Consider the following 26,906-nt stretch of genomic DNA (forward strand, 5'->3'; position numbering starts at 1 on the left):
AGGAAACAAATACCTTCTTATAAGTTTTATTCTTATAAATCCTGATTTTTGGTTAGTTTGCGGAATTATTAGTATAAACCGTGAACATTATGATCAAATAGTATACAATATATAAACGAATAGTGTACAATAAATGAGAATGACATGAAGACAGAAAGGGTTGGGGCATTGCATGAAAACGACGGAGTACAGCTTCGATACGGCGGCACTTCTTGCCGGGGGGAACGTTCATTATAATTTGCCGGTTCCTGTGTTGGTTCAAGCTGCGTTGAAGCGGCAGGAGGGGGAGCTTGCATCCAGCGGGGCGCTGCGGGCCTTCACCGGAAAATTTACGGGCCGTTCGCCCAAGGATAAATATATCGTGCAGGAGGCTTCCGTCGACGGCCACATCGCTTGGGGAGCCGTCAACCAGCCGATGGCGGAGCAGCACTTCGATCGTTTATTAGCCAAAGCGGCACAATATATGAAGGAACGCGAGCTGTATGTGTTTGACGGCTTCGCCGGTGCGGATGAAGAATACCGGCTGCCGATTCGGGTCGTGAACGAATATGCATGGCACAATCTGTTCGTGCGTCAGTTGTTCATCCGCCCGACGGCCGAGGAGTTGAAGGAGCACCGCGCGGAATTTACGGTGATTGCGCTACCCGGCTTGCAGGCTGATCCTGCCGCAGACGGGACGAAATCCGGTACGTTCATTGCCGTTTCGATGGAGAAGCGCATCGTGCTGATCGGCGGCACGGAATATGCGGGCGAGATGAAAAAGTCGATTTTCAGCGTGCTGAACTATTTGCTGCCTTTCCGCGGCGTATTTCCGATGCACTGCTCGGCCAACGTTGGAGACAAGGGCGACGTGGCGCTGTTCTTCGGATTGTCCGGTACGGGCAAAACGACGCTGTCCGCCGACCCGAACCGCCGCTTGATCGGTGACGACGAGCATGGCTGGTCGGACCGCGGCGTGTTCAACTTCGAGGGCGGCTGCTACGCCAAGTGCATCGGGCTTACCGAGGAGAAGGAGCCGCAAATTTGGAGTGCGATCCGGTTCGGAGCGGTGCTGGAAAATGTGGTGCTGCGCCCGGACTCACTGGAAGCGGATTACCATGACGGCTCCCGCACGGAAAATACGCGGGCTGCTTACCCGCTCGAATCGATTGCGAACGCGGTGATTCCCGGTACGGCGGGACATCCGGAGACGATCGTCTTCCTGACGGCCGATGCGTTCGGGGTGCTGCCTCCGATCGCGAAGCTGACGAAGGAGCAGGCGATGTATCATTTTCTGTCCGGCTATACGTCGAAGCTGGCCGGAACGGAGCGTGGCGTGACGGAGCCGGAAACGACGTTCTCCGCTTGCTTCGGGTCGCCGTTCCTGCCGCTGAGTCCGAGCGTCTACGCCGAGATGCTGGGACGCAAGATCGACGAGCACGAAGCCCGCGTCTACCTGGTGAACACTGGCTGGTCCGGAGGACCTTACGGGGTAGGGAAGCGGATGAATTTGGCGTACACCCGCGCGATGGTCACGGCGGCCTTGGAAGGCAAGCTGGAGCAGGGGGAATTTACCCCAGACCCGGTATTCGGCGTGCTGGTGCCAAGCCATGTTCCCGGTGTACCGGACGAAGTGCTGCAGCCGCGCAGCACGTGGGAGGACAAACAAGCTTACGACGCCAAAGCCCGAGAGCTTGCCGAACGGTTCGTTCAGAACTTCGGGAAGTTCGCAGATGCGCCTGAGGCGGTTCGCGCCGCTGGTCCTCGTTTGAGTTAAGCTTTATTTGGATACGTCAGCACCAGCCTGCAACAACGATTTTATCGTTGCTGCGGGCTTTTTGACGTTCCTTAGTCGCAGCACCGGATGGCCGCTCTTACTTTAAGTTGGGATTAAGCGACATTTCACTTTTTTTTCACAAACGGGTGCTACATTGAAAGGGGTAATCGAGCAACATCGATTTTAGAAAGGAGATACGCGGATGGCGTGGCTGCGCTACAAAAAATGGATCATCGGCGTCCTCGGCCTCTTGGTGGTCGGAGCCGGAACGTATGTGTATTTGCAACAGAAACCGAAAAAGTCGGCCGCCAGCGTACAGGAAAAGACGGTCGAGGTCAAAAAAGGGGGAATCCGGTCAACGGTATCCGGGACTTCTCAATTCGAGGCAAGGGACATGCAGAACATTATCGCTCCCGCGGACGGAACGATCAAGACGATGAACCTGACCCGGAACCAGCCGGTTAAAAAAGGCGACCTGCTGGTGGAAATCGCCGATCCGACGCTTGAAACGAACCTGCAGGAAGCGCGAACGAGCCTTCAGCAGGCGGAAAATGATTTGAACGATCTGCGGACCCAGCAGGGGAATATGCGGATTACCGCTCCGATCAGCGGCAAGTTGACGTTGTCCGGCAACCTGGACGCGGGCTCGAACACGACCAAATCGAGCCGCGTGGGGACGATTGCGGATCTTTCTTCGTTGACGGTGAAGCTGCCGTTTTTGCTGGAGGACGCGACGCAGCTGAAGAAGGGCGACACGCTCGATCTCGCTCCCGACGGCTTCCTGTTGACGAAGACGGGAACGATCACATCGGTAGGGACATTGACGAGGTCGGACAGCACCGGCAGCAAGCTGGTTGATGTCGAAGTGACCGTAGCGAACGACGGAACGCTGGATGCCGGGATGAAAGTGAAAGGGACGGCGACGATCGGCGGACGCAGCGTCGACTCGCAGGAGAAGGCAACGCTGGATTACATAAAAACCGAGACGGTGTTCGCTGGGGCGAACGGAAGCATCCGCGAACTGAAAGTGAAGTCCGGAAATCATGTGGACAAAGGCGATCTGATCGCCGTAATCGGCAGCGACACGCTGGCCGGCGATATTTTAAACAAGCAGGCGGCGATCGAGCGCCAGAAGGCGACGATTGCCAGTCTGGAGGACAAGTTAAACAAGCTGACGCTCAAGGCGCCTTTTGACGGGGTGTTTTCCACGGATTTTGCCAACAAGAAAACGAATGTGCTAGCGAGCTATCCGATAGGGGCCAAGGTAGAAGCGACGACCTTGTTCGGAGCGGTGGCTAGCCTCGATTTTATGCAGCTTCCCATTCAGGTCGACGAGCTCGATCTGCCGAACGTGAAGAGCGGCATGAAGGCGGAAGTGACCGTCGATTCGCTGCCGGGGCGCAAATTCGAAGGAGAAGTGACCCAGGTGTCCACGGTCGGAACGACGACCAACGGGGTGACGTTCTACGACGCGGTGGTGGCGGTCAAAAATACGGGCGACCTGCGCTACGGCATGACGGGAACGGCGAACATTTTGATCCAGGACAAAAAGGACATTCTCGTCCTGCCGATGGAGGCGCTCCAGCAGCAAAAAGGCAAACGGCTCGTTACCGTGGAACGGTCCGACGGCACGCGGGAGGAGAAGGAGATCAAGATCGGCATCCGCAGCAAAACCGATGTGGAGATTACCGAAGGGCTCAAGGAAGGCGACAAAGTCGTTGTGCCCGTGCGGCAGCAGCGGCAAAATTTGAGCCAGACCGATATCGACAAGCTGCGTCAGCAATTCCAGGGCGGCCAAGGCGGAGCATTTCCGGGCGGCGGCAATTTCCAGTTCGCTCCGGGCGGAGGCGGCGCAGGAGGCGCGGGCGGCTCAGGCGGATCAGGCGGTGGAAATGCCGGCGGCGGAAGCCGTTCCAATGGAGGCGGCGGCCAAGGCGGCAGATAACGGCGAAAGGAGGAATCCCGGCATGGAACCGATGATTGAGCTGAAAAACATTACGAAGGAATACGAACGGGGCGCGGAAAAGCTGCGCATATTGAACGATCTGTCGCTCACGGTGGAGCGGGGGGACTTCGTTGCCATCGTCGGGCCGAGCGGCTCCGGGAAGTCGACCCTCATGAACACGATCGGACTGCTGGACGTGCCGACCTCCGGCTCCTACAAGCTGGACGGCGTGGCTACCGAGAAGATGACGGACAACCAGCTCGCCGAGCTGCGGAATAAAAAAATCGGCTTTATTTTTCAACAGTTCAACCTGCTTCCCAAGCTTACGGCGCTGGAAAACGTGGAATTGCCCTTGCTCTACTCGGGCGTGCCGGCCAAGAAGCGCCGCGAGACGGCGCTCCAGATGCTGGAGCTGCTGGGGATGGGACAACGCGGTCACCATAAACCGAGCGAGCTGTCCGGAGGACAGCAGCAGCGGGTAGCGATTGCGCGCGCGCTGGCGGTGTCGCCGTCGCTGATGCTGGCCGACGAGCCGACGGGAGCGCTCGATTCCAAGACCGGCAAGGAAGTGCTGGAGCTGATTATCCGGCTCAACGAGCAGGGCAACACCATCGTGCTGATCACGCACGATCTGCATATCGCCGAGAACGCCAAACGTGTGGTGTCGATCCGGGACGGCCTGATCGTGCGTGACGAGAGACTGGCTGAGATTCCGGCCGGAGCGGCGGGTGTGACGGCATGAGAACGACGGAACTGATCACCATGGCGCTGCGGACGGTGCTGTCCAATCCGATGCGCACCATGCTCACTATGCTCGGCGTGATTATCGGCGTCAGCTCGGTCGTCACGCTCGTTGCGATCGGACGCGGCACGTCGGATCAAATCGAGAAGCAGTACGAGAACCTGGGCACGAACATGCTCGTCGTCAACGTGCTGGGGACGGGGCGTGCGCAGCAGCTCGACTACAACGATCTGATGCAGCTGGAGCAGCTGCCGGAGTTTTCCTCGATCGCTCCGACGATCAATAAAGCGAGCTCCAATATCAAGTACGACCGGACACAGGAGAAATTTACGGTGACCGGCACGAATGACCGCTATCTCAGCATTATGAAAGGCCAGCTGGAGACCGGACGCTTCATTGTTGACGCCGATCTCGAATTTCGCAACCCGGTTGCCGTGCTTGGCAGCGAGGTGTCGAAAACGTATTTCGGCACGCTCGACCCGACGGGCGAGCAGATCAACATCGACGGCGTCGTCTTCACGGTGGTCGGCAAGCTGAAAAGCAAGGGCACCGGGGCGGGCGGCACATCGATGGACAATGCGGTTTTCGTCCCGCTCACGACGGCGCAGCGTGCTTTCAAGCTCGGCAATATCCGGACGACCTATGTCGATACGCCGACGAAGGAAGACATTTACAAAGCACAGGATACGATGAAGCAGTATTTGACCTATAAATTCAAAAGCGATCAAGGCTTCAATCTCGTCAATCAGGATGAGCTGATGAACGCACGGGTCGCCGCATCGAGTACGCTTACGAACCAACTGATCAGCGTGGCCTGCATCTCTCTGCTGGTCGGCGGCATCGGCATCATGAACATTATGCTGGTCACGGTCAGCGAGCGGACGCGGGAGATCGGCATCCGCAAGTCGATCGGGGCGAAGCGGCGCAACATTCTGATGCAGTTCCTCGTCGAGGCGACGGTAATCAGCGGCATCGGCGGCCTAATCGGGCTGCTGCTCGGCAGCGGTCTGGCGCTTCTCTGGCCGATGATCAATCCGAACCAGACGACCAAGCTGTCGATGGATATCGGCTTGTATGCATTCCTGTTCTCCGTGCTCGTCGGCGTCGTGTTCGGCTTGTACCCGGCGAACAAAGCGTCCAAGCTTCGTCCGATCGATGCGCTCCGTTTCGATTAATCTTGTCATCCAGTTTTTACTAAAGGAGGAAGCAGCTTTTGAAAAGCTTAAAAATGTTAAAGAAACCGTCCCGTACGGCTTGGCTCGGAGCGCTGGCGATAAGCGCCGTGTGCCTGTCGGCTTCCGTGCCGGCCGTTTATGCAGGGAAGCCTGGCGTTTTTGTGGCGAACGATACTTACTTTACGCTGGAGAACGCATCGCTTGCCGCAGGCGGCGATTCGCCGCTGATGCAGTTCTCGTTGAAGCTTCATAACGGCGGCAGCGGCGCTGTGGATTTCAACGGATACGGCGTCCGGGTGGTGGATGAGGCGGGGAACCGCTATCCGGCGCGCCTGGGCAGCAAGCAAAGCGCCCGCGTCCAGGCGGGTAAGGAGCAGACGTTCGATTTCTACTCCCAGCTTGCGCCGGGCGTTAAGGCCGAGGGGCTGAAGGTGGACCTGTACGCCTGGGACGGCAGCGGGGCCGATCAGACGCGCGACATCGGCGCGCTGCCCGTGGCGGGCTCGCTCCCCGGCGGGGTATCGACGGCTTCGCAGACCGTCGTGCGGCTCAAAGACGCAGACCCTGCAGCCAAAGAGGATGCATTCCTTACGTTCGTGCAGGGGGACGGCTTCCGCGTCGTCGAGAACGGAAAGCCGTATCTGTATATGAATCTGTATGTAACCGGCAGCGGCAAAACGGAAGTAACGCTTCCGTCAGGCCTTCAATACCGGCTGCTGACGTCTGACGGACGAATGCTTGCCGCCGCCCTTTCCGGTTCGGACGGTTCTTCGCTGCTGCCGAATGAAACCGTTCAGCGGACCGTGAAGGCCGAGCTTTCCGAACAATCCGTCGGCCCGTTGACTCTGCAACTGGTGACGCCGGATGCGGGCGAGGACAAGGTGCTCGGCAGCCTGCCGCTTGGCGAGCTTCCGCCGGCGGTCAAGCTTGGCAGTGAGAAGCCGCTGGCCCGATACGGAACGGGCAGCGGACTCACGGTTGTCGCCGAGAAAGCGACGGCCATCCGTCAGGAAGACGGCATGCTCGTGCAGTCCACCGTGACGGTGCGCAATGACAGCGACCGGATGATCGCGGTACCTTCGCTGACCGGAGTTTACCAGTTCGGCAAAGACGGCTCAGCAGCGGCTTCGGAAGCCCGCTCCTCGCGCGACGCTTATCTGGCGCCGAGAGCCGCGGTATCGTTCAGCTATACGGCGCTGCTCCCGTCCGGCGTCGAGCCGGATGCAGCGGAGCTTGTAGTGCGCGTGAAGGAGGACGCGGCTGCGGCTGGGACAAGCGCCGGCTCAAGCACGACAGCGTCCGCCAGCGGCGGGAGCACGTCCTCCGGCGCGAATACGGCCAACAGCGGCGCCGCCGCCGGAAGTTCGGGCAGTACAGGAACAAGCGCATCCGGTACAACGTCCGGCTCGTCCGCCGGCGGTTCCGCTTCGGGCTCGTCCTCTGCCGGGGGAAGCACTAGCGGCACCAATGCTGCAAGCGGCACGAGCGGACAGACGAAGACAGGGACGAGCGGAAGCGGCACAACGAGCTCCTCGTCCAGCACGGCATCCGGCTCGAAGACGGACGGCCGGCCGGTTATGGTCGTCGGCCTCCAAGGCATTGCCCAGCAGTACAACCCGACGATGGCGGCCAAAGGCTACGAGTACGGTACGCCGCTGCCCCTTGCGGCAAGCAGCCTTATCGACTCGAAGCTGGACATGTCGCTTGTCGAGCTTCATTTGCACGAAAATACCGATTACGGGTACAAAACGGCCATTGCCAAAGTGAAGTACACGAACCGCGGCAGCTCGGTCCTGACGCTTCCGGACATCGGCACGGAGCTGCTGAACTCACAAGGGCTGGCATTCCCTGGCGTCCGGCAGACGACCGCGGCTGCCACCATCATGCCCGGAACGAGCTATGTCGTCGCTTATTCGTTCATGATGCCGGCGGACGAAAAAGGGGACAATATCGCCTTCCGCGTGACGGACCCGAAAGCGATCGCGCCGGCCAAGCTGGATCTCGGCACGTTCCGCGTCGCCGCGCAGCGGGAAGAGGAGTACGGCAAGATCAGCTTCTATCCGTTCGACGTCAACATCGATGCGAACAATCTGGCAACGACTTACAGCACATCGACCGGCTATTCGTATCATTTGAACTTGTCGCTAACGATCGAGCAGCGGGAGCCGGTGATCATCGACCAGAACTTTTCGAAGATGGAATTCGAGCTTGTCGACGGGCTCGGCCGGGTGCTCGGCTCGCAATCCGCCGGCTTCACCGGCACGCAGAAGCTTATTACCGGCACGCAGCGCATTTCGTTCACGAACGTCAAGACGGAGCAGATCGAATCGGGCGTGACGATCCGCGTATACGAGACGATCGATACGCCGAACGGACCGGCCAAACGGCTGGTTCGGGAGTTCCAACCGTAAATGGAGCCTCCTCTGTCAAACAGAGGTGCAGCCAAAGAAGGCATCCCAGCCGTGCTTGCCACAGCCGGAGGATGCCTTTTTTTTCAGTGTTTGAGCCCACAGAAGACCGGTTTATAAAAAAATTTACAAAAAATTACTTGAATCGGAACGGCAAATCTGTTTTGATGAAAAAGCGACTACCAAATATGCCCTTTGCTTACAAAAAAGGAGTGTTTTCGCCACGTGCCTGTAAGTCCGAACGAGACATCCGCTCCGCTACAGAATGAAGAAGATATCAACTCCGCCGGATCGTCCCGGCCCCGGAACGGATTTTTGCGGCTGCTGGACATCGGCGTCGCTTCGGCAAAGCTGGGGCTGACCTCCTTCGGGGGACCGGTGGCGCATCTCGGTTATTTCCGGGACGAGTATGTCGTCAAGCGCAAGTGGCTGGACGAGCGGGGCTACGCCGATCTGGTCGCTTTGTGCCAGTTTTTGCCTGGACCGGCCAGCAGTCAGGTCGGTATTGGACTCGGCATCATCCGCTCCGGCTTGCTTGGAGGGGTGGTCGCTTGGCTCGGCTTCACGCTCCCGTCCGCTCTCGCCATGGCTCTGTTTGCGCTCGCGCTGCATGGGACGCCCGTCGCCCAGGCCGGATGGCTCCACGGGCTGAAGCTTGTCGCCGTCGCGATCGTCGCGCAGGCGGTGCTTGGCATGGGCCGCAGTCTGGCGTCCGACCGGCCCCGCGCCACGCTGGCCGTCGCAGCGGCCGCGTTCGCCCTGCTGGCCCCTAGCGCCGTCACGCAAGTGGCCTTGATCGCCGCCGCTGGCCTGTTCGGGGCATGGCGGTTCCGCCGGACGGCCGAGGCGCAGCCCGAGCCCGTTCGCGTGCCTGTCGGCCGGACCGCGGGCGTGATCAGCCTCGCGCTGTTCGCCGCGCTGCTTGTCGCGCTGCCGCTGCTTCGTCAGACGGCGCCCGGCATGGGACTTACGCTGGCCGACAGCTTTTACCGCGCGGGCGCGCTCGTCTTCGGCGGCGGGCACGTCGTGCTGCCCATGCTGGAGCGGGAGATCGTCCCTGCGGGCTGGGTGAGCCCGGAGACGTTCCTGGCCGGATACGGCGCGGCGCAGGCGGTTCCGGGACCGCTCTTCACGTTCGCCGCTTATCTCGGCGCCGCGGCCGCAGGGGGTGCCGGAGCCGCGCTGGCGACAGCCGCCGTCTTTCTCCCGGGCTTCCTGCTCGTCGTCGGCGCGCTGCCGTTCTGGAACGCCTTGCGCACGCATGCACGCATGCAAGGGGCGCTGACGGGCATTAACGCCGCCGTCGTCGGGCTGCTTCTTGCGGCCTTGTACGACCCGATCTGGACGTCCGCCGTGCGGACTCCTGCCGACTTCGCGGCTGCTGCCGTTCTGTTCGGCTTGCTTGTCTTCTGGAAGCTGCCGCCTTGGGCGGTCGTCCTCACAGGCGCCTTCTTAGGATGGGCGCTATCCTTGGGATTGGTCTAAACCTGCACATCAGACACCATAGCTCGCGACCTGCCCGGGGTCCGGGCTATTTTCTTCTGCGGAACAGGCGGGCGACTCCTTTGCCAAGCTCCGTAAGCAGGACCATGACCGACAGCGCGCCGAGCGCATACGGGACGACAAGCGGAATGGCGCGCAGATCGGTAATATGAACCCAACGCAAAAAAAGCGGATATAACAGCATCAGCACAACCAAGATTGCAATTTTCACGGGCATTCGCCTCCGGGGCTTACCTAGATTTCGACAATGAAATAAATTTCGCTGCCGAAACGTCAAAACCTGCTGTACGGAGCAGGTGGGAAATAACCCCAATGGCCGTCGTTCCGACCCGGGCAAGAAAGCTTCATTTAGGAATTTGTTAAATTTAGCAGTTGTTCAATTATGGATTGACGGATGTCCACCCTCATACTATGATAACATTATCGCTTTAAAGCATGTACACGTTAAATCCAGGAGGTCCGAAATCATTGAAAACATCCGCTAAACTGCTATCCCTGCTGATCGCCGTACCGCTCATGATCGCAGGGTGCGGGACCAAAGCACCGGCACCCGCCAATTCGTCCGGAGGTGGAGACGCTTCCAAGCCTCAGGACAAGAAAGTTGTCAAAATCGGCATTTCCCAAATTGTCGAACATCCGTCGCTTAACGCGACGCGCGAAGGCTTCCTGGCCGCGCTTAAGGACAACGGATTCATCGACAAAGAAACGATGCAGGTCGACTACCAGAACGCACAAGGCGACGCGACAACCAACCTGACGATCGGACAAAAATTCGCCGCAGACAAAAAAGATCTGGTATTCGCCATCGCCACGCCGTCGGCCCAAGCCGTTGTGCAGAACGTGAAAGACGCGCCGGTGCTGTTCGGGGGCGTAAGCGATCCGGTGTCCGCGAAGCTCGTTAAAAGCCTGGACAAGCCGGGCGGCAACGTGACCGGCGCCGCGGATACGCATCCGGACGCCATTCCGAAGCTGATCGACTTCATCTCTTCCGATTTCCCGAAGGTCAAGAAGATCGGAATCGTGGCGAACGAAGGCGAAGCGAATGTCGCGTTCATGGTGAAGACGGCGGAAGCGGCGTTTGCGAAGTATAACATTCAGGTCGTCAAAGCGTCGGTTGCGAACAGCTCCGAGGTGAAGCAGGCTGCCGAATCGCTTGTAGGACGCGTCGATGCGATCTACATCACGCTGGACAACACGGTCGTAAGCGCCGTCGAATCGATTATCAAGCTGGCGAACGAGAAGAAAATTCCGTTCTTCTCCAGCGACCGGGATTCGGTAGAAAAAGGAGCTCTCGCTACCTACGGTTTCAAATACTACGATCACGGTTACCAAGCAGGCAAAATGGCCGTCGAGATTCTCAAGAACGGCGCCAAGCCGGGCGACATGAAAATCAGTTACCCGGACAAGCTTGATCTGATCATTAACCTCGATGCCGCCAAGCAGGAAGGCGTCGAAGTGACCGATTCCATGAAAAATAAAGTACAGGATAAGAAAAACCTGCTCAGCGGTTCGGCAAAATAACTTCGTAAGACCCAGGCAGAGTGACCTTCCGAACGGACCCAAGGTCACTTTTGCATTTCTTTGCAGGAGGATGGACATATGCAAGACGCGTTGACAGGTTCCTTGGAACTCGGCATGCTGTATGCCATTATGGCGCTCGGCGTGTATCTTACGTTTCGAATTTTGGATTTTCCCGATTTGACGGTGGATGGCAGCTTCACGACCGGCGGCGCGATTGCCGCGGTCTTGATCTCTTCCGGCGTATCCCCGGCGCTCGCCACGCTGGCGGCCTTCGGAGGCGGTCTCGTCGCCGGAGCGTGTACCGGATTGCTGCACACGAAAGGCAAAGTGAATGCGCTGCTGTCCGGGATTTTGATGATGATTGCGTTGTATTCGATCAATCTGCGGATTATGGGAAAAGCAAACATTCCGCTGCTTGGAGAAGATACGCTGCTGACGGACGTTCCGCTGCTGCTGGTCATGCCGATCGTCGTGCTGGTTGTCAAATTCGCATTGGACTGGTTCCTGCATACGGACCTGGGCCTTGCGCTCAGGGCAACCGGAGATAACCCTCGGATGATCCGCAGCTTCGGCGTGAACACCGACAATACGATCATCGTCGGCGTCAGTTTGTCCAACGGGCTTGTGGCGCTCTCCGGCGCCTTGATCGCGCAGTATTCGGCCTTCGCCGAAATTACGATGGGGGTCGGGATGATTGTCATCGGGCTTGCTTCGGTCATTATCGGGGAAGCGCTGTTCGGCGCGAAGACAGTATTTCGTGCGACGTTGGCCGTCTTGCTGGGCGCTATCATTTACCGTCTGATCGTGGCGCTGGCGCTTCGCGTCGGACTGGAGCCGACGGACATGAAGCTGATGACCGCGCTCATCGTTATCGTTGCCTTGACGTTCCCAATGATCCGGGGCAAGCTGCGTCAAAAGTCGGTCATCCGTCAACGGGCGGCCGATCTCGAAAATACCCGCGCACGGAACGTTTCGGCGGGAGGTGGTCGATAATGTTACGCGTCGAACATGTTTCCAAGCTGTTTAACCCAGGGACGCCGGACGAAAAGCTAGCCTTGTCGCATATTAACCTCCAATTGAAGGAGGGTGATTTTGTCACAGTGATCGGCAGCAACGGCGCCGGCAAGTCCACGCTCATGAATATTATCTCGGGCGTGATGACGCCGGATCTCGGCAAGGTCGTCATTGGCGGAAACGAAGTCGAATCAATGCCTGAGTACCGCCGCAGCGCATGGATCGGCCGGGTGTTCCAAGATCCGATGGCCGGCACCGCGCCGACGATGACGATCGAAGAAAACCTGGCTATGGCGTACAAGCGCAGCGAGCGCAGAGGGCTCGCCATCGGCGTTACGGGGCGCAAGCGGACGATGTTCCGCGAGCAGCTCAGCCGGCTCGGCATCGGGCTGGAGAACCGGCTTAACGCCAGGGTCGGCCTGCTTTCGGGCGGGGAGCGGCAGGCGCTCAGCCTGCTGATGGCGACCTTCACCGAGCCGCGCATTTTGCTGCTCGACGAGCATACCGCTGCGCTCGATCCTTCGCGGGCGGAGCTGATCACGTCGCTGACCGAGCAGATTGTCGCCGAGCTTAAGCTGACGACGCTCATGGTGACGCACAATATGGATCAAGCGATCCGGCTTGGCAACCGGCTCATCATGATGGATAAAGGACGCATTATTCTAGATGTGCCGGAACAGGAGAAGCGGGGGCTGACCATCGAAGGGCTGCTGCAGCAGTTCGAGCGGATCCGCGGCGTCAAGCTTGCGGACGACCGTGTCGTGCTCGGTTAAAGCAGGCGGACACAGCCCGGCAAGCAAAAGAAAAACGCCCCGCGCAACAGGCGAGGCGTTCCGTATAACCGATAGGAATGACAGGCCATCGAACCGGGAAGGTTCGGTGGCTTTTTTTGCAATGTTAACTTTTGCGGCCTTTCAGCAGAAACAGGATGGCGAATTGGGGAAGCACCAATTGCCGTCTCCAACGGGAAGGCTGCCGCAGTAGGCGGTACAGCCATTCTAGATTCAGCTTTTGCCAGACGACCGGGGCGCGCTTGACCTTGCCCGCGATGACATCCAGGCTGCCACCGACGCCCATCGCGAGCTTGGCGGATAACCGGCTTTTGTATTGGTAGATCCATTTTTCCGCCCGTGGCGCGCCCATGGCGACGATGAGAAGGTCGGGCTTGACACTTGCAATCTGCTCCACGAGCTGCGGTTCATCGTCTGCGTTAAAAAAGCCGTTATGCCGGCCGGCGACCTTGAGGCCCGGGTATTGATTCGTGATGATGTCGACGGCTTTCTTACTCGTTTCTTCGTCGGCCCCCAAGAAGTAGAACGACCATCCGTGCTCGTGGCCGAGTGCCAAAAGCCGAAGAAGCATCTCGTAGCCGGTTACACGCTCGGGCACCGGCTCGCCCTTGAAACGCGAAGCCAGCACGATGCCGATCCCGTCGGGCGTAATCATGTCCGCCTGCTCGACAATGTGCCGCAGCTCGCTATCTTTTCTTGCATTCATCACAATTTCGGGGTTAGCTGTAATCAGGTGAAACAACTGCGGATCGTTCCGGTCCAGCCGGCGATGCAGCTCGTTTACGGTTTCGTCTAAAGATAATTTGGAAAACGGTACGCCTAAAATGGAAACGGTTTGCATCGGTATCTCCTCTACGTTCATTTCCTCCATCTTACCACAGAATTGCCGGGGAGGAGAACATTCCGCAAAGGACTGATGCGGCTGCCCACGACAAACATGCCGGTCGCGAGGTCCTCCGGTTACTGCCGGATTAAGCCGTTCCGCGCCAAAAACTCGCCGTTAAACGTAATGGGCACGCCCGCTCCGTTGCGCTCCGCATGGATATGAAGATGCGGCTCCGACGTATTTCCCGAATTGCCGACAAGGCCGATGGGCGTGTTTACATCCACGGTATCCCCTGCTTTCACCTTCACGCTGCCTTTCTGCATATGCGCGACGTACACTTTGGTATCCAGGCAGCCGACCGCGACATGATTGCCGGCGGGCGCCACGCCTTCCGGAAGCTTTTCCGACAGGGTGGGCGCTCTGTCCTCGAATCCGTCGACCGCTTCCAGCACTTTGCCGTTGCAGGGACTGTACAGCGTGTCGCCGTAGATGGCATAGGCTTGCAGCTCGCTTGGGTAGATGCCCATCGTTCTCCAGCCTCCGGCATTCAGCTTCACGATATCCAGCGCGTACTTCTGCGGCAAGTATTCGTTGTGGTAGTTGACGATCGTCCGGCTGCCGCCGTGCGCGACGTCATAAGTACCGCCGCGCAGCGGAAAACGCAGATCGACCGCCTCTTCGGACGCTTGGTGTCCGGTCAACGCATAAGCGCCCAGAAAAACAAACAGCGCAGCGAAGACTGCGGACAGCGCAGGGCCTGCCCACGAAACGAAAGAACGCGGCGGCCACAGCGGCACGTCCCGGTTATTTCTTACGGCGCGCACGACGGAATAAAGCCAGAACGCGATGAGTACGTAGCGGAAATAATAGCCGATCCAATCCCATCTTCCGACGTTCAAAATGTAGACGGTATAGGAGGTGGCAACAAGGAACCACCCGAAGCACACCAGCTTGTTCGTTCGTTTCCGCCCGAGCTCGATCATGAAATAGACAGGGAAAAACAAGCTTGACAAAAATAACATCACAATGCTAAACCACATCGATATCCACTCCTTTCCTCAAAGTATAACTAGCCGGATTTACTTCCGGTGAAACAGCGTCTTACCGTAACCTTAATTTTTTCGTTAAGGTTCCGTTAAGACTCCGTTCCACTGCGGGTAAACACGGTGTGGTATGATAAGTGAAGCGATATGCCGGGGAGGAAGGATATGGAATGCAGGCGAACGAAGCAACCATTTTACTGGTCGACGACGAGCCGACCATTGTCCGTATGTTGAAGAAGATACTGGAAAAAGAAGGATTTATTCATATTGATACGGCGGCGACGGGCGAAGAAGCGCTCGCGATGTGCGACAGCAGGTCATACGATTATATTGTGCTCGACGTGATGCTGCCTGGGCAAAGCGGGTTTGAGGTATGCCCGAAGCTCCGGCAGCGCACCGATGCGCCGATTCTGTTCTTGACGGCGCGCTCTTCCGATCTGGACAAGCTTAGCGGCTTCGCCTTGGGCGGGGACGATTATGTGACCAAGCCGTTCAATCCGCTCGAAGTGGCTGCCCGGATCAAAGCGAAGCTCCGAAGGTACGGCAAGCCCGCGGAAGGTCCCTCCGCGCAGGGAATCTACGGTTTCGGGCGGTTTCGCCTGAATGAGCTTGCGGGAGAACTGACGGTTGAAGATAGGCGAATTCCCTGCCCGGCTCAGGTGTTTCAGCTGCTGTTGTTTTTCTGCAAGCATCCGAACCGGATTTTCAACAAGCAGGAGCTGTACGAGCGGGTATGGGGCGAGTCCAGCTTCAGCGACGACAACACCGTGATGGTCCATATTTACCGCATCCGGGAGCGCATCGAACGCAATCCTGCGGAGCCGGAATTGCTGGTAACCGTCCGGGGGCTCGGCTATAAGCTGGTGAGAGGCGGAAACGATGACCTTTAGGCGGGCAGGGGGAGCGGCGGATGAGGAGCGGAATGAAGGGGGAGGCCCGGCTCCCGCTTCGGTCTCATCGCCTGTGCCGGACGGAGGCAAGCGGGTCATCTGGCGGCTTATCGGCCATTTCAGCCTGCGGCTGATCGTGGCCGGCATTCTGCTCGTCGTGTTGGCAGTCTTGATCTTGTACTGGATGGAGATGAAGCTGCTGGATCTTGATGCGGGCCGCAGCTTTGCGCAGGCCGGCATGCTGAAGCTGATCGACACGATGGAAGTGGATGAGACGGGGACGCCTCATTTTGACGAGGAGCTGCTGGACCTTGTGAGAAGCGAAGGCGGCTGGTTGCAAATGCTTGACAGTCAAGGGAGAGCAACCTATTCGGTGTATACGCCCGAGGACGTTCCGACCGTCTATAAGCCGGGGGAATTTGTCGCTTACTGGAGAAAGAAGGAGCCGTTTCCGTATGATTTGGCCGTATGGATTCGGCAGAGAGGCGGCGTAACCTATACGCTGCTCTATGGCGTCATCCCGGAGGAGAGGCGTCTGCTGCAGATGGTCATGGAGCAGGCCGGCGCGCCGGGCCCAAGCTTGACGCCGCCTCCCAGCTTAGAGGATCGGCTCAGGGAGGTGGATGCCACGGTGCAGCTGCTGGACCCGTCCGGGCGGCAGGTTGCTTCGTTCGGCAGCGCGGGGGACGTGCTGACGGAATACTCCCTTCAGGAGCTTGCACTCCGGTCGGTTTACGGCAACAGATACGACCTCAAGCTGGCCTCTCATTACGATTCCCGCACGCAGTATACTTGGGTTGTGACCATCCCGTTTCATGAGAAAGGGGTTCTTGCGGGAGTTCTGAAAAACGAGATCAGCGTCATGCTTGTTGCGTTTGCCGGCTTGCTGCTGACGACGCTGCTCCTGTTCCTGCTGCTGTCGCTCTGGTACGCCAACCGGTTCGGCGGGCCGGTGCTCCATATGATCGACTGGCTTCAGCAGCTCGGGCGCGGCCAGTTCCGCGAGCCGTACGGACTTCGGGGGCCTCGCAGCCTGGACCGCAAAGGCCGGCTGCAGCGCCGGTACCGTTTGTTCGCTGACGTGTTCCTCTCGCTAAGGCGGCTGACCGGCATTTTGAGCCGCAACGAGGAGATGCGCGCCAAGCTGGAGCAGACGAGAGAGGAATGGATCACCGGGGTATCCCACGATTTGAAAACGCCGCTTACGTCGATTAAAGGCTATTCGCATATGCTGGAAGCGCCGGATTACGGCTGGTCGACCGACGAAATCCGGGAATTCGCCGGTGTGATCCGCGAGAAGGCGCAATATATGGAGCTGCTGATCGACGATCTCAGCCTGACCTATCGCTTGCAGAACGAAGCGCTGCCGCTGGAGCTGCGGGAGACGGAGCTGAACGATTTGACGGACATCGTCATTCGCCGTTTTCGGACGAATCCTAGATTTTCGGGTGCGCGTATCCTCTTTCGGACAGCCCCTGGCCCGATCGTTTCCCGCGTAGACGAACGATGGCTCAGCCGGGCGATCGTGAATCTGCTGGCGAACGCCGTTCTGCACAACCCCGAAGGAACGGTCGTGGAAGTAAGCGTCGCGGGGGACGGAGAAGCTGAAAGCTTTGCCCGCTTGGAGATCCGCGATAATGGCGGCGGGATGGATGAGGAGACGGTCGGCCGGCTGTTCGAACGGTATTACCGCGGTACGAATACCGAGGGAGGATCGGACGGAACGGGGCTCGGGATGGCGATTGCCCGGCAGATCGTCCTGGCCCACCACGGGAATATCCGGGTGGAGAGCGAGCTTGGTGGAGGAACGGTTGTGACGATATGGCTCAGGCAGGCTTCGCCGCCGGTTGAGGTCGCGCAGGAGGATCAGGTATAATTTCCTTTATCGAGAACAGGGGAGGAAGACAATGTTGATGGACGAGACGTTGAGGATAGCCCGGGAGGTCGCCTGCGAAGCGGCCGCAGCCGCAGGAAAGCTGGCGAAGGAGCATTTTGACCGGGATAAAGAAGTGATGGCCAAAGGAAATCAAGGGGACTTGGTGACCGCGATCGATCATTTGGCCGAAAAGGAAATCTTGAACCGGCTGCAGGAGCGCTTCCCGGACCATCGGATTCGCAGCGAGGAGAGCGGCTGGTCCGGAGCGGAAAGCGATTGGCTGTGGCTGGTCGATCCGCTGGACGGCACGAACAATTACGCGATCGGGCTGCCGGCGTACGGCGTGTCGCTGACGCTGATTTACCGGGGGGAGCCGCAACTGGGCGTCATCTATGATTCACATCTGGAAAAATTGTACGTCGCCGAGCAGGGAAAGGGAGCTTTGTGCAACGGGCTGCCGATTCGCGTCAAGACGTCCGAAGCTGCCGGACGAATGACCTTGGGCTGGATTCAAGGGCATGGCGTCGGCAAGGGCGGACAGGCCACGTCGCTGAAGCACTATCTGGACGCGGGCAGCAAACGGGTCCTGTCGCTATGGGCGCCAACGCTGCTGTGGAGCATGCTCGCACGCGGCGATTTGGACGGCATCGTGCTGTACAATTCCGAAGGCGAGGACTTGTATTCCGGTCTGCTGCTGGCGAAGGAAGCGGGAGCGGCGGTCGTCGATTTTGACGGCCGGCCGTTTGAAGGTATGAACCCCGAGCCGTATATCGTCGCCTGCCCTCCGGACCGTTTGGAGAGTCTGCTTTCCATGGTCCGGGCGGGACTCGGCGGGTAGGCGCAGGTTTTCAGCTTCTACAGGCGAACAATTTGAAATGTTGAGGACGCAGCCCAAGCGAAAGTGCGGGGAGCGTCCTTCATTTTTTGTTGAACTAACTGGCGGACTAACTGATCCAAGATCGTCCCTACAACGTAATCGGTATATGCTCGTTACATCGCTTGGGATGCCAAACGATTTTTGTTATGCTGAATTTAGGTAATTCGACTGGGAAAGCAGGGACTGCATATGAAAAAGGTATTGATCATAGACGATGAAGCTGATCTTCGAAAATTGCTGACAGATTACTTTGAAATCAACGGGTATTCCGTGATGACGGCGAAAAACGGGAGAGAGGCATTGCAGCAAATTGAAAATCAACCGGACATAGTCTTGCTGGATATCAATATGCCTGAACTTAATGGTCTTGAAGTATGCAGGAAAGTCCGGCACTTTGTGTCCTGCCCTATTTTATTTCTAACGGCCCGAGTTGAGAATGCGGATAAAATATTAGGGTTTCAGGCCGGAGGAGATGATTATATTCTGAAGCCGTTCAGCATTCTGGAATTGGGGGCAAGGGTAGAGGCGCATTTACGCAGGGAAATGAGAAATCAAAATAAAACGTCGATAAAGTTTAATGACGATTTGGTCATTCATTATTCGGCTCGTGCTCTTTTCTTTCGTGACGTACAAATTCCGCTGGCCAAAAAAGAGTTCGATATTATAGAACTGCTGTCCGCACATCCCGGAATGGTATTTGATAAAGAGCGTATTTATGAAAAAGTTTGGGGTTTCGACGATGAAGGAGACAGCGCCGTGATCGCGGAACATATCAGGCGAATTCGTTTCAAACTGAAAGAGCACGGTTGCGAAAACATGATAGAAACCGTCTGGGGAGTAGGATACAAATGGCGAAAATCATAGGCTTGCTGCAACTGAAGCGTATGACCCTGCTACAGTCCTTTGTCTTTTTATGCTGCCTTACGCTGCTTATCGTTCTGGTCGTTATCATACTGGAGTTTGAATGGGCGGAAAACATACGGCTGCGCTTTGCCGACCATTCTTCCGTAATCGATTGGGTGCTGCCTTCACTCGTTGCGGCGGTGCTGTTAACTGTTGCTGTCGCTATCGTTCTGATGGCTAGCGTTTTTTATAAATGGAAACTGAAACAGCCGCTTGAAATACTGATGAAAGCATCGGAGAAAATTTCGGCGAACGATTTGGGGTTTCAAATTTATTATGACAGCAAAGATGAGATGGGTGAGCTGTGCAATGTGTTTGAAAAAATGCGCGGCCAGTTGGAAAAAAATTATAAAGCTCTTTGGCGGTCGGTTGAGGAACGCAAGAAGCTCAATGCGATTTTCGCTCATGATCTGAGGACACCTCTATCTGTCCTAAAAGGATACTCCGAATTTCTGATTACCTATCTGCCTCAAAATAATGTATCCGAGGGAAAACTACTGGACATGATTCAAACCATGAAAGTACATATTGTGCGTCTTGAAAGCTATACGGAGGCCATGAATTCGATTCAAAAGCTGGAGGACATACCGATACAGAGCCAAACGATAGAAATAGAGCGTCTGACGTCCATGTTGAATGACAGTGCTCGACAAATATTCGGACAGCGCGGTAAAACTTTCAGCTCGTCCGTTGCCACGGATGCGAAACAAATAGCTGTCGATATTCATTTAGTGCTGCATGTTTTTGAGAATCTGACAGCTAATGGAGCGCGATATGCTTCCAGCCATGTGAGTATTCATTACAGCGTTAGCAAGGGCTTTTTCTTCATAACGGTCACGGATGACGGTGCCGGTTTTTCTGACGAAGCGCTTCAGAAGGCTGTGTTTCCTTTTTATCGCGGAGAGGTGTGGGACGTGAATGAGCATCATGGCCTGGGACTTTATATTTGTAAAGTATTATGCGAAAAGCATGAAGGAAGTCTAAATGTAGAAAACGGCCCCAATGGCGGCGGGAACGTGACAGCAAGTTTTTTGGTTGATAAATAGTTGGAAATTATCAATTAGCATTTCCTTATCATGCGATAAGGGAGTGCTCCTATGACAACTGCCACAAAGAAATTCGTTTTATGCTTGAGCTGCGTACTGCTGATGCTGTCAATCCTGGTTAAACCTGTTTCTGCAATTGAAGTTCGAAACAAAGCCGAAATATTAAAGGAAATCGATGATTTTGTCAAAGAAAACATGAAAGTCAACAATATTAAAGCTGCGGCTCTTGCGATAGCCAATAACGAAGAAGTGTTCTATGCGCAAGGTTACGGTACATTTTCAGATGGTCGCGGTATCACCGGCAGTACCCCTTTTCCGATTGCTTCATTAAGCAAATCTTTTACGGCCCTAGCCGTCCTGCAGTTGGTGGAAAAAGGAGGAATCGACCTTGACGCGCCATACGCATCATACTTTCCAGATCTCACGCCTAAGGATGAGCGTGTTCGTGCTATTACGGTCCGGAATTTGTTGAACCAGACAACCGGTCTTAATGACAAAGCGAATCCCGACATGACACATTTCCCTCAATATCAATCGTTGCAAGAGATCAACGAATCGTTGAGCACGGTTAAGCTTGTTCATGATCCCGGAACGACCTACATCTACCACAATCCGAATTATCAATATTTGGCTCTTCTTGTGGAGAAAGTAAGCGGCCAGAGCTTCTCCGCCTACATGGAAAAAAATATATTCGAGCGTCTGGGTATGAGTCGTACCTTCAGCGTCAGTACCACACGGCAAATCAATGAGAACCCTGCCATTCCGCGGGGGCATTATCTATTATTTGGCCATCCTGTAAGCCAAGCTGAGCCGTTATGGTTTATTGATGGTCCGGCCGGTATCGTTTCAACTGCAGAAGATATGGTCAAATGGATGCTTGCTCAATCTAACGGGCATCTTCTTTCCCCCAAGCTGATGGAGGAGTACTATACACCCGGCCAGAGCGGCCCGTATGGAATGGGGTGGATGGCAGACCAGGAAGAGCATGTAGGCCGGACCATTTCTCATAGCGGAATTTTCTGGACGTATAAGGCGGAAGAAACGATATATTTGGATCAGCAGCTCGGCATCACGATGATGTTTAACTGCGGTTTAAATACATTTGTAGATTATCGGGCATTTGTCGACGGGATTGCAAGGATCTTAAGGGGCGAAAAGGCCGAAGCTCCTACCTTAAACAGCAGAAATATGGAGACGGTAATGACTCTGCTGGTAATTGCGACGGTTCTTTGGGGTGTATATTCACACTTTCGTATCAAGAGGAGCAACAAGGGCTTTACGACCGCAAAATTGATTATTTCATCAATCGGGAGACTGTTCCCGATCTTGATTCTCTTGCTCCTTATACCGCTAACTACAGTTTTGGCCGCTGGGCGACTTTTACCTTGGTTCGGATTATGGACCACCATGCCATCTCTAATTATCTGGCTTGTCGTCTTATCGATTGTAAATGTAACGAATTGGGTATGCCTTATCAGATTGTATTGCCACGCTAAGAAAAAAGAGCAATTTTGAAACGGATGCCGATGAAGTGGTAAGCTGAAAAAGCCACATGTGCCAAACGAATAGACATGGGTTGTTCATGGCAGCCCGACCAGATTCGTCGCCTGCGCTTATCCGGTCGCTTGAGCGTGTCTCGTCAGAAAATTCCATAAGTTACGAGATGCATGAGGAAACGGGAGGGAGGAGAAACGGAGTGACTTATCCGATACGGGTTCGCGCCTGCGCGCTAATCCTCCGGGACGATAGCGTGCTGCTGATTGAATTTACAGATGCCAACGGGATTCATTACAATCTGCCTGCCGGAGGCGTCGAAGCCGGGGAATCGGTCACCGAAGCGGTGATCCGGGAAGCGCGGGAGGAAGCCGCTGCGGACGTCGAGGTCGGACCGCTGGCCTTCGTGTACGAATACGCCCCGCATCGATGCGATCACGTATATGGCGCCACGCACAGCGTGCACCTTATATTCGATTGCAAGCTGAAGGAAGGGTCCGCGCCCGTAATGCCTGCGAGCCCTGATGCGAACCAAACGGGCGTGCGGTGGATTCCGCTTTCCGAGCTGGACAAGATCGTGCTGTACCCCAACTTAAGAAAGCAGATTGCCGATTATGCCGCAAGGCGGACCGGCACGCCGGTATTCTTCGAGGAGCATCAGCTCGACAAGTACCCGCTTCCGTCTTCCTGAAACAGCGAAAACCTGACGTCGCACAGCCCCAAGCCGGGCCGGCCGTCAGGTTTTTCATTTTTTCCGCTGCTTTGTTACAAAATGCTTGGCAGCACCTTGATTTCGCGATCCAGCTTGGGCAGGAACGAATAATTCGGATTAAAGGTGAAAATCCGTTTCATCTGGCAGGACAGCATCACGACGGCTGTCATCGCTTCGCTCAGCGAGAAGCGGTAATTCGGAAAATCGATAATGAGCCGCTTCGATTCCCGCTCCAGCTCCGGTGTTCCCGGCACGATCGTTAGCACGCCCTGCTGGACCGCTTTTTCCATCGTGTTCAAGAAGAACTGCGCATCCGAATAATCAAAATGATTGCGCAGCCACTGGTGCGTTTCGAAGATCACATAGTTCGTCGTAGCCAAATGCCGGTCCATATCGTCCAGATCGAAGAACAGCGACCGGGCCTTCAAGTAATACGGGTCCTCCGGATTCATAAACGCCATCAGGGCGGACTGTTCCAGAAAGACCGCCTGCTGCAAGGCTGCGGAATCATGCGCGATCATAGCTATGCACCTCCTCGCCCGTATACCGTTCCTTCCGCTTCGTCAAGCCGTCGAGCTGCAGCAGCGGATTTTTTTCCTTCTGCTCCATCGTCGCTTGAAATGCTATCTCGTGGGACCGCACGGCAAAATATTGGTCGATCATATAGTGAACCACGGCACTGACGCTCGTCTGTTCGGCTTCGGCCATTCGTCTGCACTTATCGTAAACCTCGGGCTCCAGCTCGATGGCGGCGGTCTCGACGGTTTCTCCCTCCGTCGAAATGAGCTGGGATGCGGCGGATTTCCACTTCCTCAGCTGGCTTTGCATGAAATCCTTGGAACTGCTCACGGGCGTCACCTTCCACAACACAATTTATACGGGCTTGAATGCGCAAGCCGATTTCCTAATACTGTTCGATAAAAAACGCCGTTTTTAGGGGTTTTTCACTGTTTGATGAGCGCGCTCATGCTTTGGACACAGTTATTTAACCGTTTGGTCCGATTTTGAACACCATTTGCTCAAATTTTTCGTGTAACGTTAAGGCGTATGGCTCCTTTTTCGGCTAATCCCCCCGCAAAATAGGGGGGGCGGGAGAATGCTATAGTATCTTCACCGGCAAAAGGAGCATTGTCTGCATGAATTCTTGGAAAGTACTGGTCGCCGACGATGACCCGAACGTCAGGGAGATCATCCGGCTTTATTTTGAAAAGCAGCACATTAGCATGATTGAGGCGCAGGACGGCGAGGAGGCGCTTGAGCTTGTCGAGAAGGAAGCGCCGGACATCGTCATTCTCGACGTCATGATGCCGAAGATGGACGGTTTCGAAGCATGCCGCCAAATTTTGAAAAGGTTCGATATTCCCGTCATCATGCTTACGGCGAAGCGGGAAGAATTCGACCGGGTGCTCGGGCTTGAGCTCGGCGCCGACGATTACGTCACGAAGCCGTTCAGTCCGCGGGAGCTCGTGGCGCGGATCAAGGCGATCTTCCGCCGGATGCAGCGCCGCAAATCGCCGGGAGAACAGGATGAACCGATCTCCATTACGTTCGAGGGGCTCTCGATCAGCACGGAGCGCCGCGAGGTGCTGGCCGGGGAGGAGCGAATCGTGCTTCGCCCGAAGGAGTTCGATCTGCTGACGCATCTGGCTCGTTCGCCGGGGACGGTGTATACGCGGGAGCAGCTGCTGGAGCAGGTGTGGGGCTACGAGTTTATCGGGGATATCCGTACGGTCGACGTGCATGTGAAAAAATTAAGGGAGAAGCTGCTCCCGTACCGGAGCGAATGTATTCATACGGTGTGGGGCGTAGGGTATAAATTCGAGGTCCAGGAATAATGCCTGGCATCGGCAAAAGCATTTTCCGCCGGCTGCTGTTCGGACATATGTTCACCATGCTGCTGGGCCTATGCGTCGTCGGGTTTCTGCTTTCGCTGCTGACCAAGGGTTATATCGTCGATTCGCAAAAGGAAGAGCTGCTGCGCAAGGCGAAGCGGGTCAATCTGGCGGTTCAAGCCGTCGACGTCCCGGACGATCGCGTCAAGGAGCAGCTGTTGTTCTTCGACCAGACGTTCGACGCGCGCATCTGGCTGTTCGACCGCACCGGCAAAATCGCCGCCACCTCCAGCAAGGACGAGGTGTACGTCGGCAAATCCGTCGATCCTGCCGTCGTCCGCAAAGTATTGAACGGCGAAGAGGCGCTGCTGAACGAGCCGCGGTTCGAGGGGCTCAAGGAATCGATGCTGTCCGTCATCGTCCCGTGGGGCAAGGACAATGAAGTATACGGAGGAATCGTGCTGCACGCCTCGGTCGCCGGAATGAACGAAACGATCACGTTAATGCGGGAAACGATCCTATGGGTCACGCTTGTGGGCGTGCTGCTGTCGGCGACGACGGCGTCGTATTTGTCGTGGTCCATCTCCCGGCCGCTGCGGCGGATCGACAAGCTGGCGCTGCGCATCGGGCATGGAGATTACGGCGAGCGGATCGAGATTTCGTCGAACGACGAAATCGGAGAGTTGGCCGCCACCATCAATCAGATGGCGGACAAGCTGCAGCGGACGGACGAAGACAAGCGCAAGCAGGAGCAAATCCGCCAGGACTTCCTGGCGAACGTATCCCACGAGCTGCGGACGCCGCTAACGGCCATGCAAGGGTTCCTGGAGGCGCTGCAGGACGATCTGATCGACGATGCGGCCAAGCCGAAATATTACGACATCATTTATAAAGAAACGCTTCATATGAACCGTTTGGTGGATGACATCGCCGATCTGATCAAGCTGGAAAACGACGAGATCGCCTTGTCCCGCAGCCCGGTGGACGTGCGGCAGTTATTTGCGCACGTGGCCGCCATGTTCGGACCGGAAGCCGCCGAGCGCAGCACGACGATCGAAATGCGGTTGGAAGAGGGACTGCCGGACGCGTATGCGGACCGGGACCGCTTCGAGCAAATTATGAAAAATTTAGTGAAGAATGCCGCGAAATTTACGGAAAACGGCAAAATCTTGCTGAGCGCCCGTGTGGAAAACGAGCTGCTTATGATTCAAGTGGCGGATACCGGCATCGGGATTTCCCCCGACGATCAGGAGATGATCTGGGAGCGCTTTTTTAAGGTGGACCGCGGGCGGAGCAAGAAAAGCAGCGGTACCGGGCTCGGACTGGCTATCGTCCGGGAGCTGGTAGAGCTTCATGGCGGGACGATTACCGTCCGCAGCGAAGTCGGCCAAGGAACCGTATTCGAGTTCCGGCTGCCGGCGGCTCAGAACGCAATACACGAAGGAGGAAGACAACATGTTAAAGCGATTTGATACGCTGTACGGCATTGATTTGGGAACTTCGAATACGGTGATTTACCAGCACGGGAAAGGCATTGTGCTGCGGGAGCCGTCCGTGGTGGCGATCCGGCAGGAATCGGGCGAGATGGTGGCGGCCGGTACGGAAGCGCAGGCGATGATCGGTCGGACCCCGGGCAATATCGACATCATTTATCCGCTGATGGACGGGGTGATCGCCAACTTTGACATTACGAGCGTGATGCTTCAGCATTTTATTAAAAAAATTCAAGGTCGGGCTCCCTGGTTCCGCAGCTCGCAAGTGTACATATCGGTGCCGTGCGGCATCACGAACGTGCAAAAGCGCGCCGTCGAAGAGACGATGGTGCATAAAGGCGCCAAGAAGGCGGTAGCCGTGGAAGAGCCGCTTGCCGCGGCGCTTGGGGCCGGGCTTCCGGTCGACCAGCCGATCGGCAGCCTGGTGCTCGATATCGGCGGTGGTGCGAGTCAAGTAGCCGTGCTGTCGCTCGGAGGTATCGTCGTCAGCCATACGGTGCGGCGCGCAGGGATGTCGCTCGATCAGGATATCATCGAATACGTCAAAAAGACGTACAATCTGGCAATCGGCGAACGGACCGCGGAGGAGATCAAGAAGCAGATCGGGTCGGTCGTCGAGCGGCAGAAGGACAAGGCCATCGATATTAAGGGGCGGGATCTGATCGATGGTTTGCCCCGGTCGCTCCGCTTGACCTCCGGCGAAATTTTCGGACTGATGGACGATTTTCTGGCGACCATTTTGGACGCGATTCGGGTGACGCTGGAGCACTGTCCGCCGGAGCTTGCCGGGGATGTGGTGGAGCGGGGCATTCTTCTATGTGGAGGCGGCTCGCTGCTTCACGGGCTGGTCGAGCGGATTCAGGCGGAGACCAGCGTCCCCGTCCATCTGGCGGCGGAGCCGCAGGATTGCACGGCGCTGGGAGCGGGCATGATGATCGATTTTAAGCGGGAGGGCTGGAGCCGCGGGAATGCGATCGCCGGTCGGAACGCCGCCGCACAGACGGAAGAGGAGCCTCTGCGGCAGGACGCTTAGAAGGCGGCTCAGGCTCAGAAGCTGCT

Annotated in this window: 24 protein-coding genes; 19 read left to right on the forward strand and 5 right to left on the reverse strand. The window is 56.6% G+C overall.

The genetic code is table 11. The annotated features are described in order from the left end of the window. Positions 1-172: 172 nt before the first annotated feature. From pckA to chrA, 6 genes are all read left to right on the forward strand, one after another. On the forward strand, positions 173-1,756 hold the full coding sequence (gene pckA, locus ET33_RS11820) for a phosphoenolpyruvate carboxykinase (ATP) (RefSeq protein ID WP_051775266.1): 1,584 nt from the start codon (positions 173-175) through the stop codon (positions 1,754-1,756). Positions 1,757-1,958: 202 nt separating this feature from the next. After that, positions 1,959-3,701 carry an efflux RND transporter periplasmic adaptor subunit gene (locus tag ET33_RS11825; protein ID WP_036681081.1) on the forward strand — a complete coding sequence of 581 codons (1,743 nt, stop codon included), beginning with the start codon at positions 1,959-1,961 and terminating at the stop codon, positions 3,699-3,701. A gap of 22 nt (positions 3,702-3,723) precedes the next feature. Next, positions 3,724-4,443, forward strand: a complete 720-nt coding sequence (locus ET33_RS11830; protein WP_036681236.1) for an ABC transporter ATP-binding protein — start codon at positions 3,724-3,726, stop codon at positions 4,441-4,443. Beyond that, the gene (locus ET33_RS11835; protein ID WP_036681084.1) at positions 4,440-5,618 is read left to right on the forward strand and encodes an ABC transporter permease; all 1,179 of its coding nucleotides are present in this window, start codon (positions 4,440-4,442) and stop codon (positions 5,616-5,618) included. Before ET33_RS11830 ends, ET33_RS11835 begins: the two co-directional genes overlap by 4 nt. Before the next feature lie 38 nt (positions 5,619-5,656). Further along, a complete protein-coding gene (locus ET33_RS36345) occupies positions 5,657-8,029 on the forward strand; it encodes a hypothetical protein (RefSeq protein ID WP_051775267.1) in 2,373 nt (790 codons plus the stop codon). Between the two features lie 273 nt (positions 8,030-8,302). Beyond that, a complete protein-coding gene (chrA, locus tag ET33_RS11845) occupies positions 8,303-9,511 on the forward strand; it encodes a chromate efflux transporter (protein WP_036681242.1) in 1,209 nt (402 codons plus the stop codon). A gap of 46 nt (positions 9,512-9,557) precedes the next feature. Here the strand turns inward: chrA and ET33_RS11850 are convergent, their stop codons facing one another. Next, positions 9,558-9,746 carry a hypothetical protein gene (locus tag ET33_RS11850; protein ID WP_200879206.1) on the reverse strand — a complete coding sequence of 63 codons (189 nt, stop codon included), beginning with the start codon at positions 9,744-9,746 and terminating at the stop codon, positions 9,558-9,560. Between the two features lie 218 nt (positions 9,747-9,964). Here ET33_RS11850 and ET33_RS11855 point away from each other — a divergent pair, with 218 nt between their 5' ends. From ET33_RS11855 to ET33_RS11865, 3 genes are all read left to right on the forward strand, one after another. Next, positions 9,965-11,050 carry an ABC transporter substrate-binding protein gene (locus tag ET33_RS11855; protein WP_051775268.1) on the forward strand — a complete coding sequence of 362 codons (1,086 nt, stop codon included), beginning with the start codon at positions 9,965-9,967 and terminating at the stop codon, positions 11,048-11,050. Between the two features lie 78 nt (positions 11,051-11,128). Continuing rightward, positions 11,129-12,043, forward strand: coding sequence for an ABC transporter permease (locus ET33_RS11860; RefSeq protein WP_036681093.1), 915 nt, complete (start codon positions 11,129-11,131; stop codon positions 12,041-12,043). Next, complete coding sequence (locus ET33_RS11865) at positions 12,043-12,837, forward strand: ABC transporter ATP-binding protein (protein WP_036681095.1); 795 nt, start codon at positions 12,043-12,045, stop codon at positions 12,835-12,837. Before ET33_RS11860 ends, ET33_RS11865 begins: the two co-directional genes overlap by 1 nt. A 124-nt stretch (positions 12,838-12,961) precedes the next feature. On the opposite strand, the gene ET33_RS11870 is transcribed toward ET33_RS11865, so the two are convergent. Continuing rightward, on the reverse strand, positions 12,962-13,696 hold the full coding sequence (locus ET33_RS11870; protein WP_051775269.1) for a WecB/TagA/CpsF family glycosyltransferase: 735 nt from the start codon (positions 13,694-13,696) through the stop codon (positions 12,962-12,964). Positions 13,697-13,815: 119 nt separating this feature from the next. Continuing rightward, positions 13,816-14,721, reverse strand: coding sequence for a M23 family metallopeptidase (locus ET33_RS11875; protein WP_036681099.1), 906 nt, complete (start codon positions 14,719-14,721; stop codon positions 13,816-13,818). Positions 14,722-14,894: 173 nt separating this feature from the next. Between ET33_RS11875 and ET33_RS11880 the strand changes: the two genes are divergently transcribed. The 7 genes from ET33_RS11880 to ET33_RS11910 all read left to right on the forward strand — a co-directional run bounded on the left by ET33_RS11880 (position 14,895) and on the right by ET33_RS11910 (position 22,501). Beyond that, complete coding sequence (locus ET33_RS11880) at positions 14,895-15,614, forward strand: response regulator transcription factor (protein ID WP_036681101.1); 720 nt, start codon at positions 14,895-14,897, stop codon at positions 15,612-15,614. Then, entirely contained in the window at positions 15,604-17,490 is a 1,887-nt protein-coding gene (locus ET33_RS11885; RefSeq protein ID WP_051775270.1) for a sensor histidine kinase, read from the forward strand. Before ET33_RS11880 ends, ET33_RS11885 begins: the two co-directional genes overlap by 11 nt. Positions 17,491-17,527: 37 nt before the next feature. Continuing rightward, positions 17,528-18,328 carry an inositol monophosphatase family protein gene (locus tag ET33_RS11890; RefSeq protein ID WP_036681246.1) on the forward strand — a complete coding sequence of 267 codons (801 nt, stop codon included), beginning with the start codon at positions 17,528-17,530 and terminating at the stop codon, positions 18,326-18,328. 228 nt (positions 18,329-18,556) lie between these two features. Next, the gene (locus tag ET33_RS11895) at positions 18,557-19,231 is read left to right on the forward strand and encodes a response regulator transcription factor (protein WP_036681104.1); all 675 of its coding nucleotides are present in this window, start codon (positions 18,557-18,559) and stop codon (positions 19,229-19,231) included. Then, positions 19,216-20,316: a HAMP domain-containing sensor histidine kinase gene (locus tag ET33_RS11900; protein WP_036681106.1), complete on the forward strand. Its 1,101-nt coding sequence runs from the start codon at positions 19,216-19,218 to the stop codon at positions 20,314-20,316. The genes ET33_RS11895 and ET33_RS11900 overlap by 16 nt, the downstream gene beginning before the upstream one ends. A 51-nt stretch (positions 20,317-20,367) precedes the next feature. Further along, positions 20,368-21,831, forward strand: coding sequence for a serine hydrolase domain-containing protein (locus tag ET33_RS11905; RefSeq protein ID WP_036681108.1), 1,464 nt, complete (start codon positions 20,368-20,370; stop codon positions 21,829-21,831). A gap of 181 nt (positions 21,832-22,012) precedes the next feature. Beyond that, positions 22,013-22,501, forward strand: a complete 489-nt coding sequence (locus ET33_RS11910) for an NUDIX domain-containing protein (protein WP_036681110.1) — start codon at positions 22,013-22,015, stop codon at positions 22,499-22,501. Positions 22,502-22,575: 74 nt separating this feature from the next. On the opposite strand, the gene ET33_RS11915 is transcribed toward ET33_RS11910, so the two are convergent. Together ET33_RS11915 and ET33_RS11920 are read right to left on the reverse strand one after the other, a co-directional pair. Further along, complete coding sequence (locus ET33_RS11915) at positions 22,576-23,043, reverse strand: type II toxin-antitoxin system VapC family toxin (protein ID WP_036681113.1); 468 nt, start codon at positions 23,041-23,043, stop codon at positions 22,576-22,578. Beyond that, positions 23,030-23,371 carry a hypothetical protein gene (locus ET33_RS11920; protein WP_036681116.1) on the reverse strand — a complete coding sequence of 114 codons (342 nt, stop codon included), beginning with the start codon at positions 23,369-23,371 and terminating at the stop codon, positions 23,030-23,032. Before ET33_RS11920 ends, ET33_RS11915 begins: the two co-directional genes overlap by 14 nt. 287 nt (positions 23,372-23,658) lie before the next feature. Here ET33_RS11920 and ET33_RS11925 point away from each other — a divergent pair, with 287 nt between their 5' ends. Genes ET33_RS11925 through mreB form a run of 3 tightly spaced genes read left to right on the forward strand, consistent with a single transcriptional unit; the run spans position 23,659 to position 26,880 of the window. Next, the gene (locus tag ET33_RS11925; protein ID WP_036681118.1) at positions 23,659-24,357 is read left to right on the forward strand and encodes a response regulator transcription factor; all 699 of its coding nucleotides are present in this window, start codon (positions 23,659-23,661) and stop codon (positions 24,355-24,357) included. Further along, positions 24,357-25,826, forward strand: coding sequence for a sensor histidine kinase (locus ET33_RS11930; protein WP_036681120.1), 1,470 nt, complete (start codon positions 24,357-24,359; stop codon positions 25,824-25,826). The genes ET33_RS11925 and ET33_RS11930 overlap by 1 nt, the downstream gene beginning before the upstream one ends. Beyond that, positions 25,810-26,880, forward strand: coding sequence for a rod shape-determining protein (mreB, locus tag ET33_RS11935; RefSeq protein ID WP_036681122.1), 1,071 nt, complete (start codon positions 25,810-25,812; stop codon positions 26,878-26,880). Before ET33_RS11930 ends, mreB begins: the two co-directional genes overlap by 17 nt. The last annotated feature ends 26 nt before the right edge of the window (positions 26,881-26,906 follow it).

Source organism: Paenibacillus tyrphae, from assembly GCF_000722545.1.
Lineage (GTDB): Bacteria > Bacillota > Bacilli > Paenibacillales > NBRC-103111 > Paenibacillus_G > Paenibacillus_G tyrfis.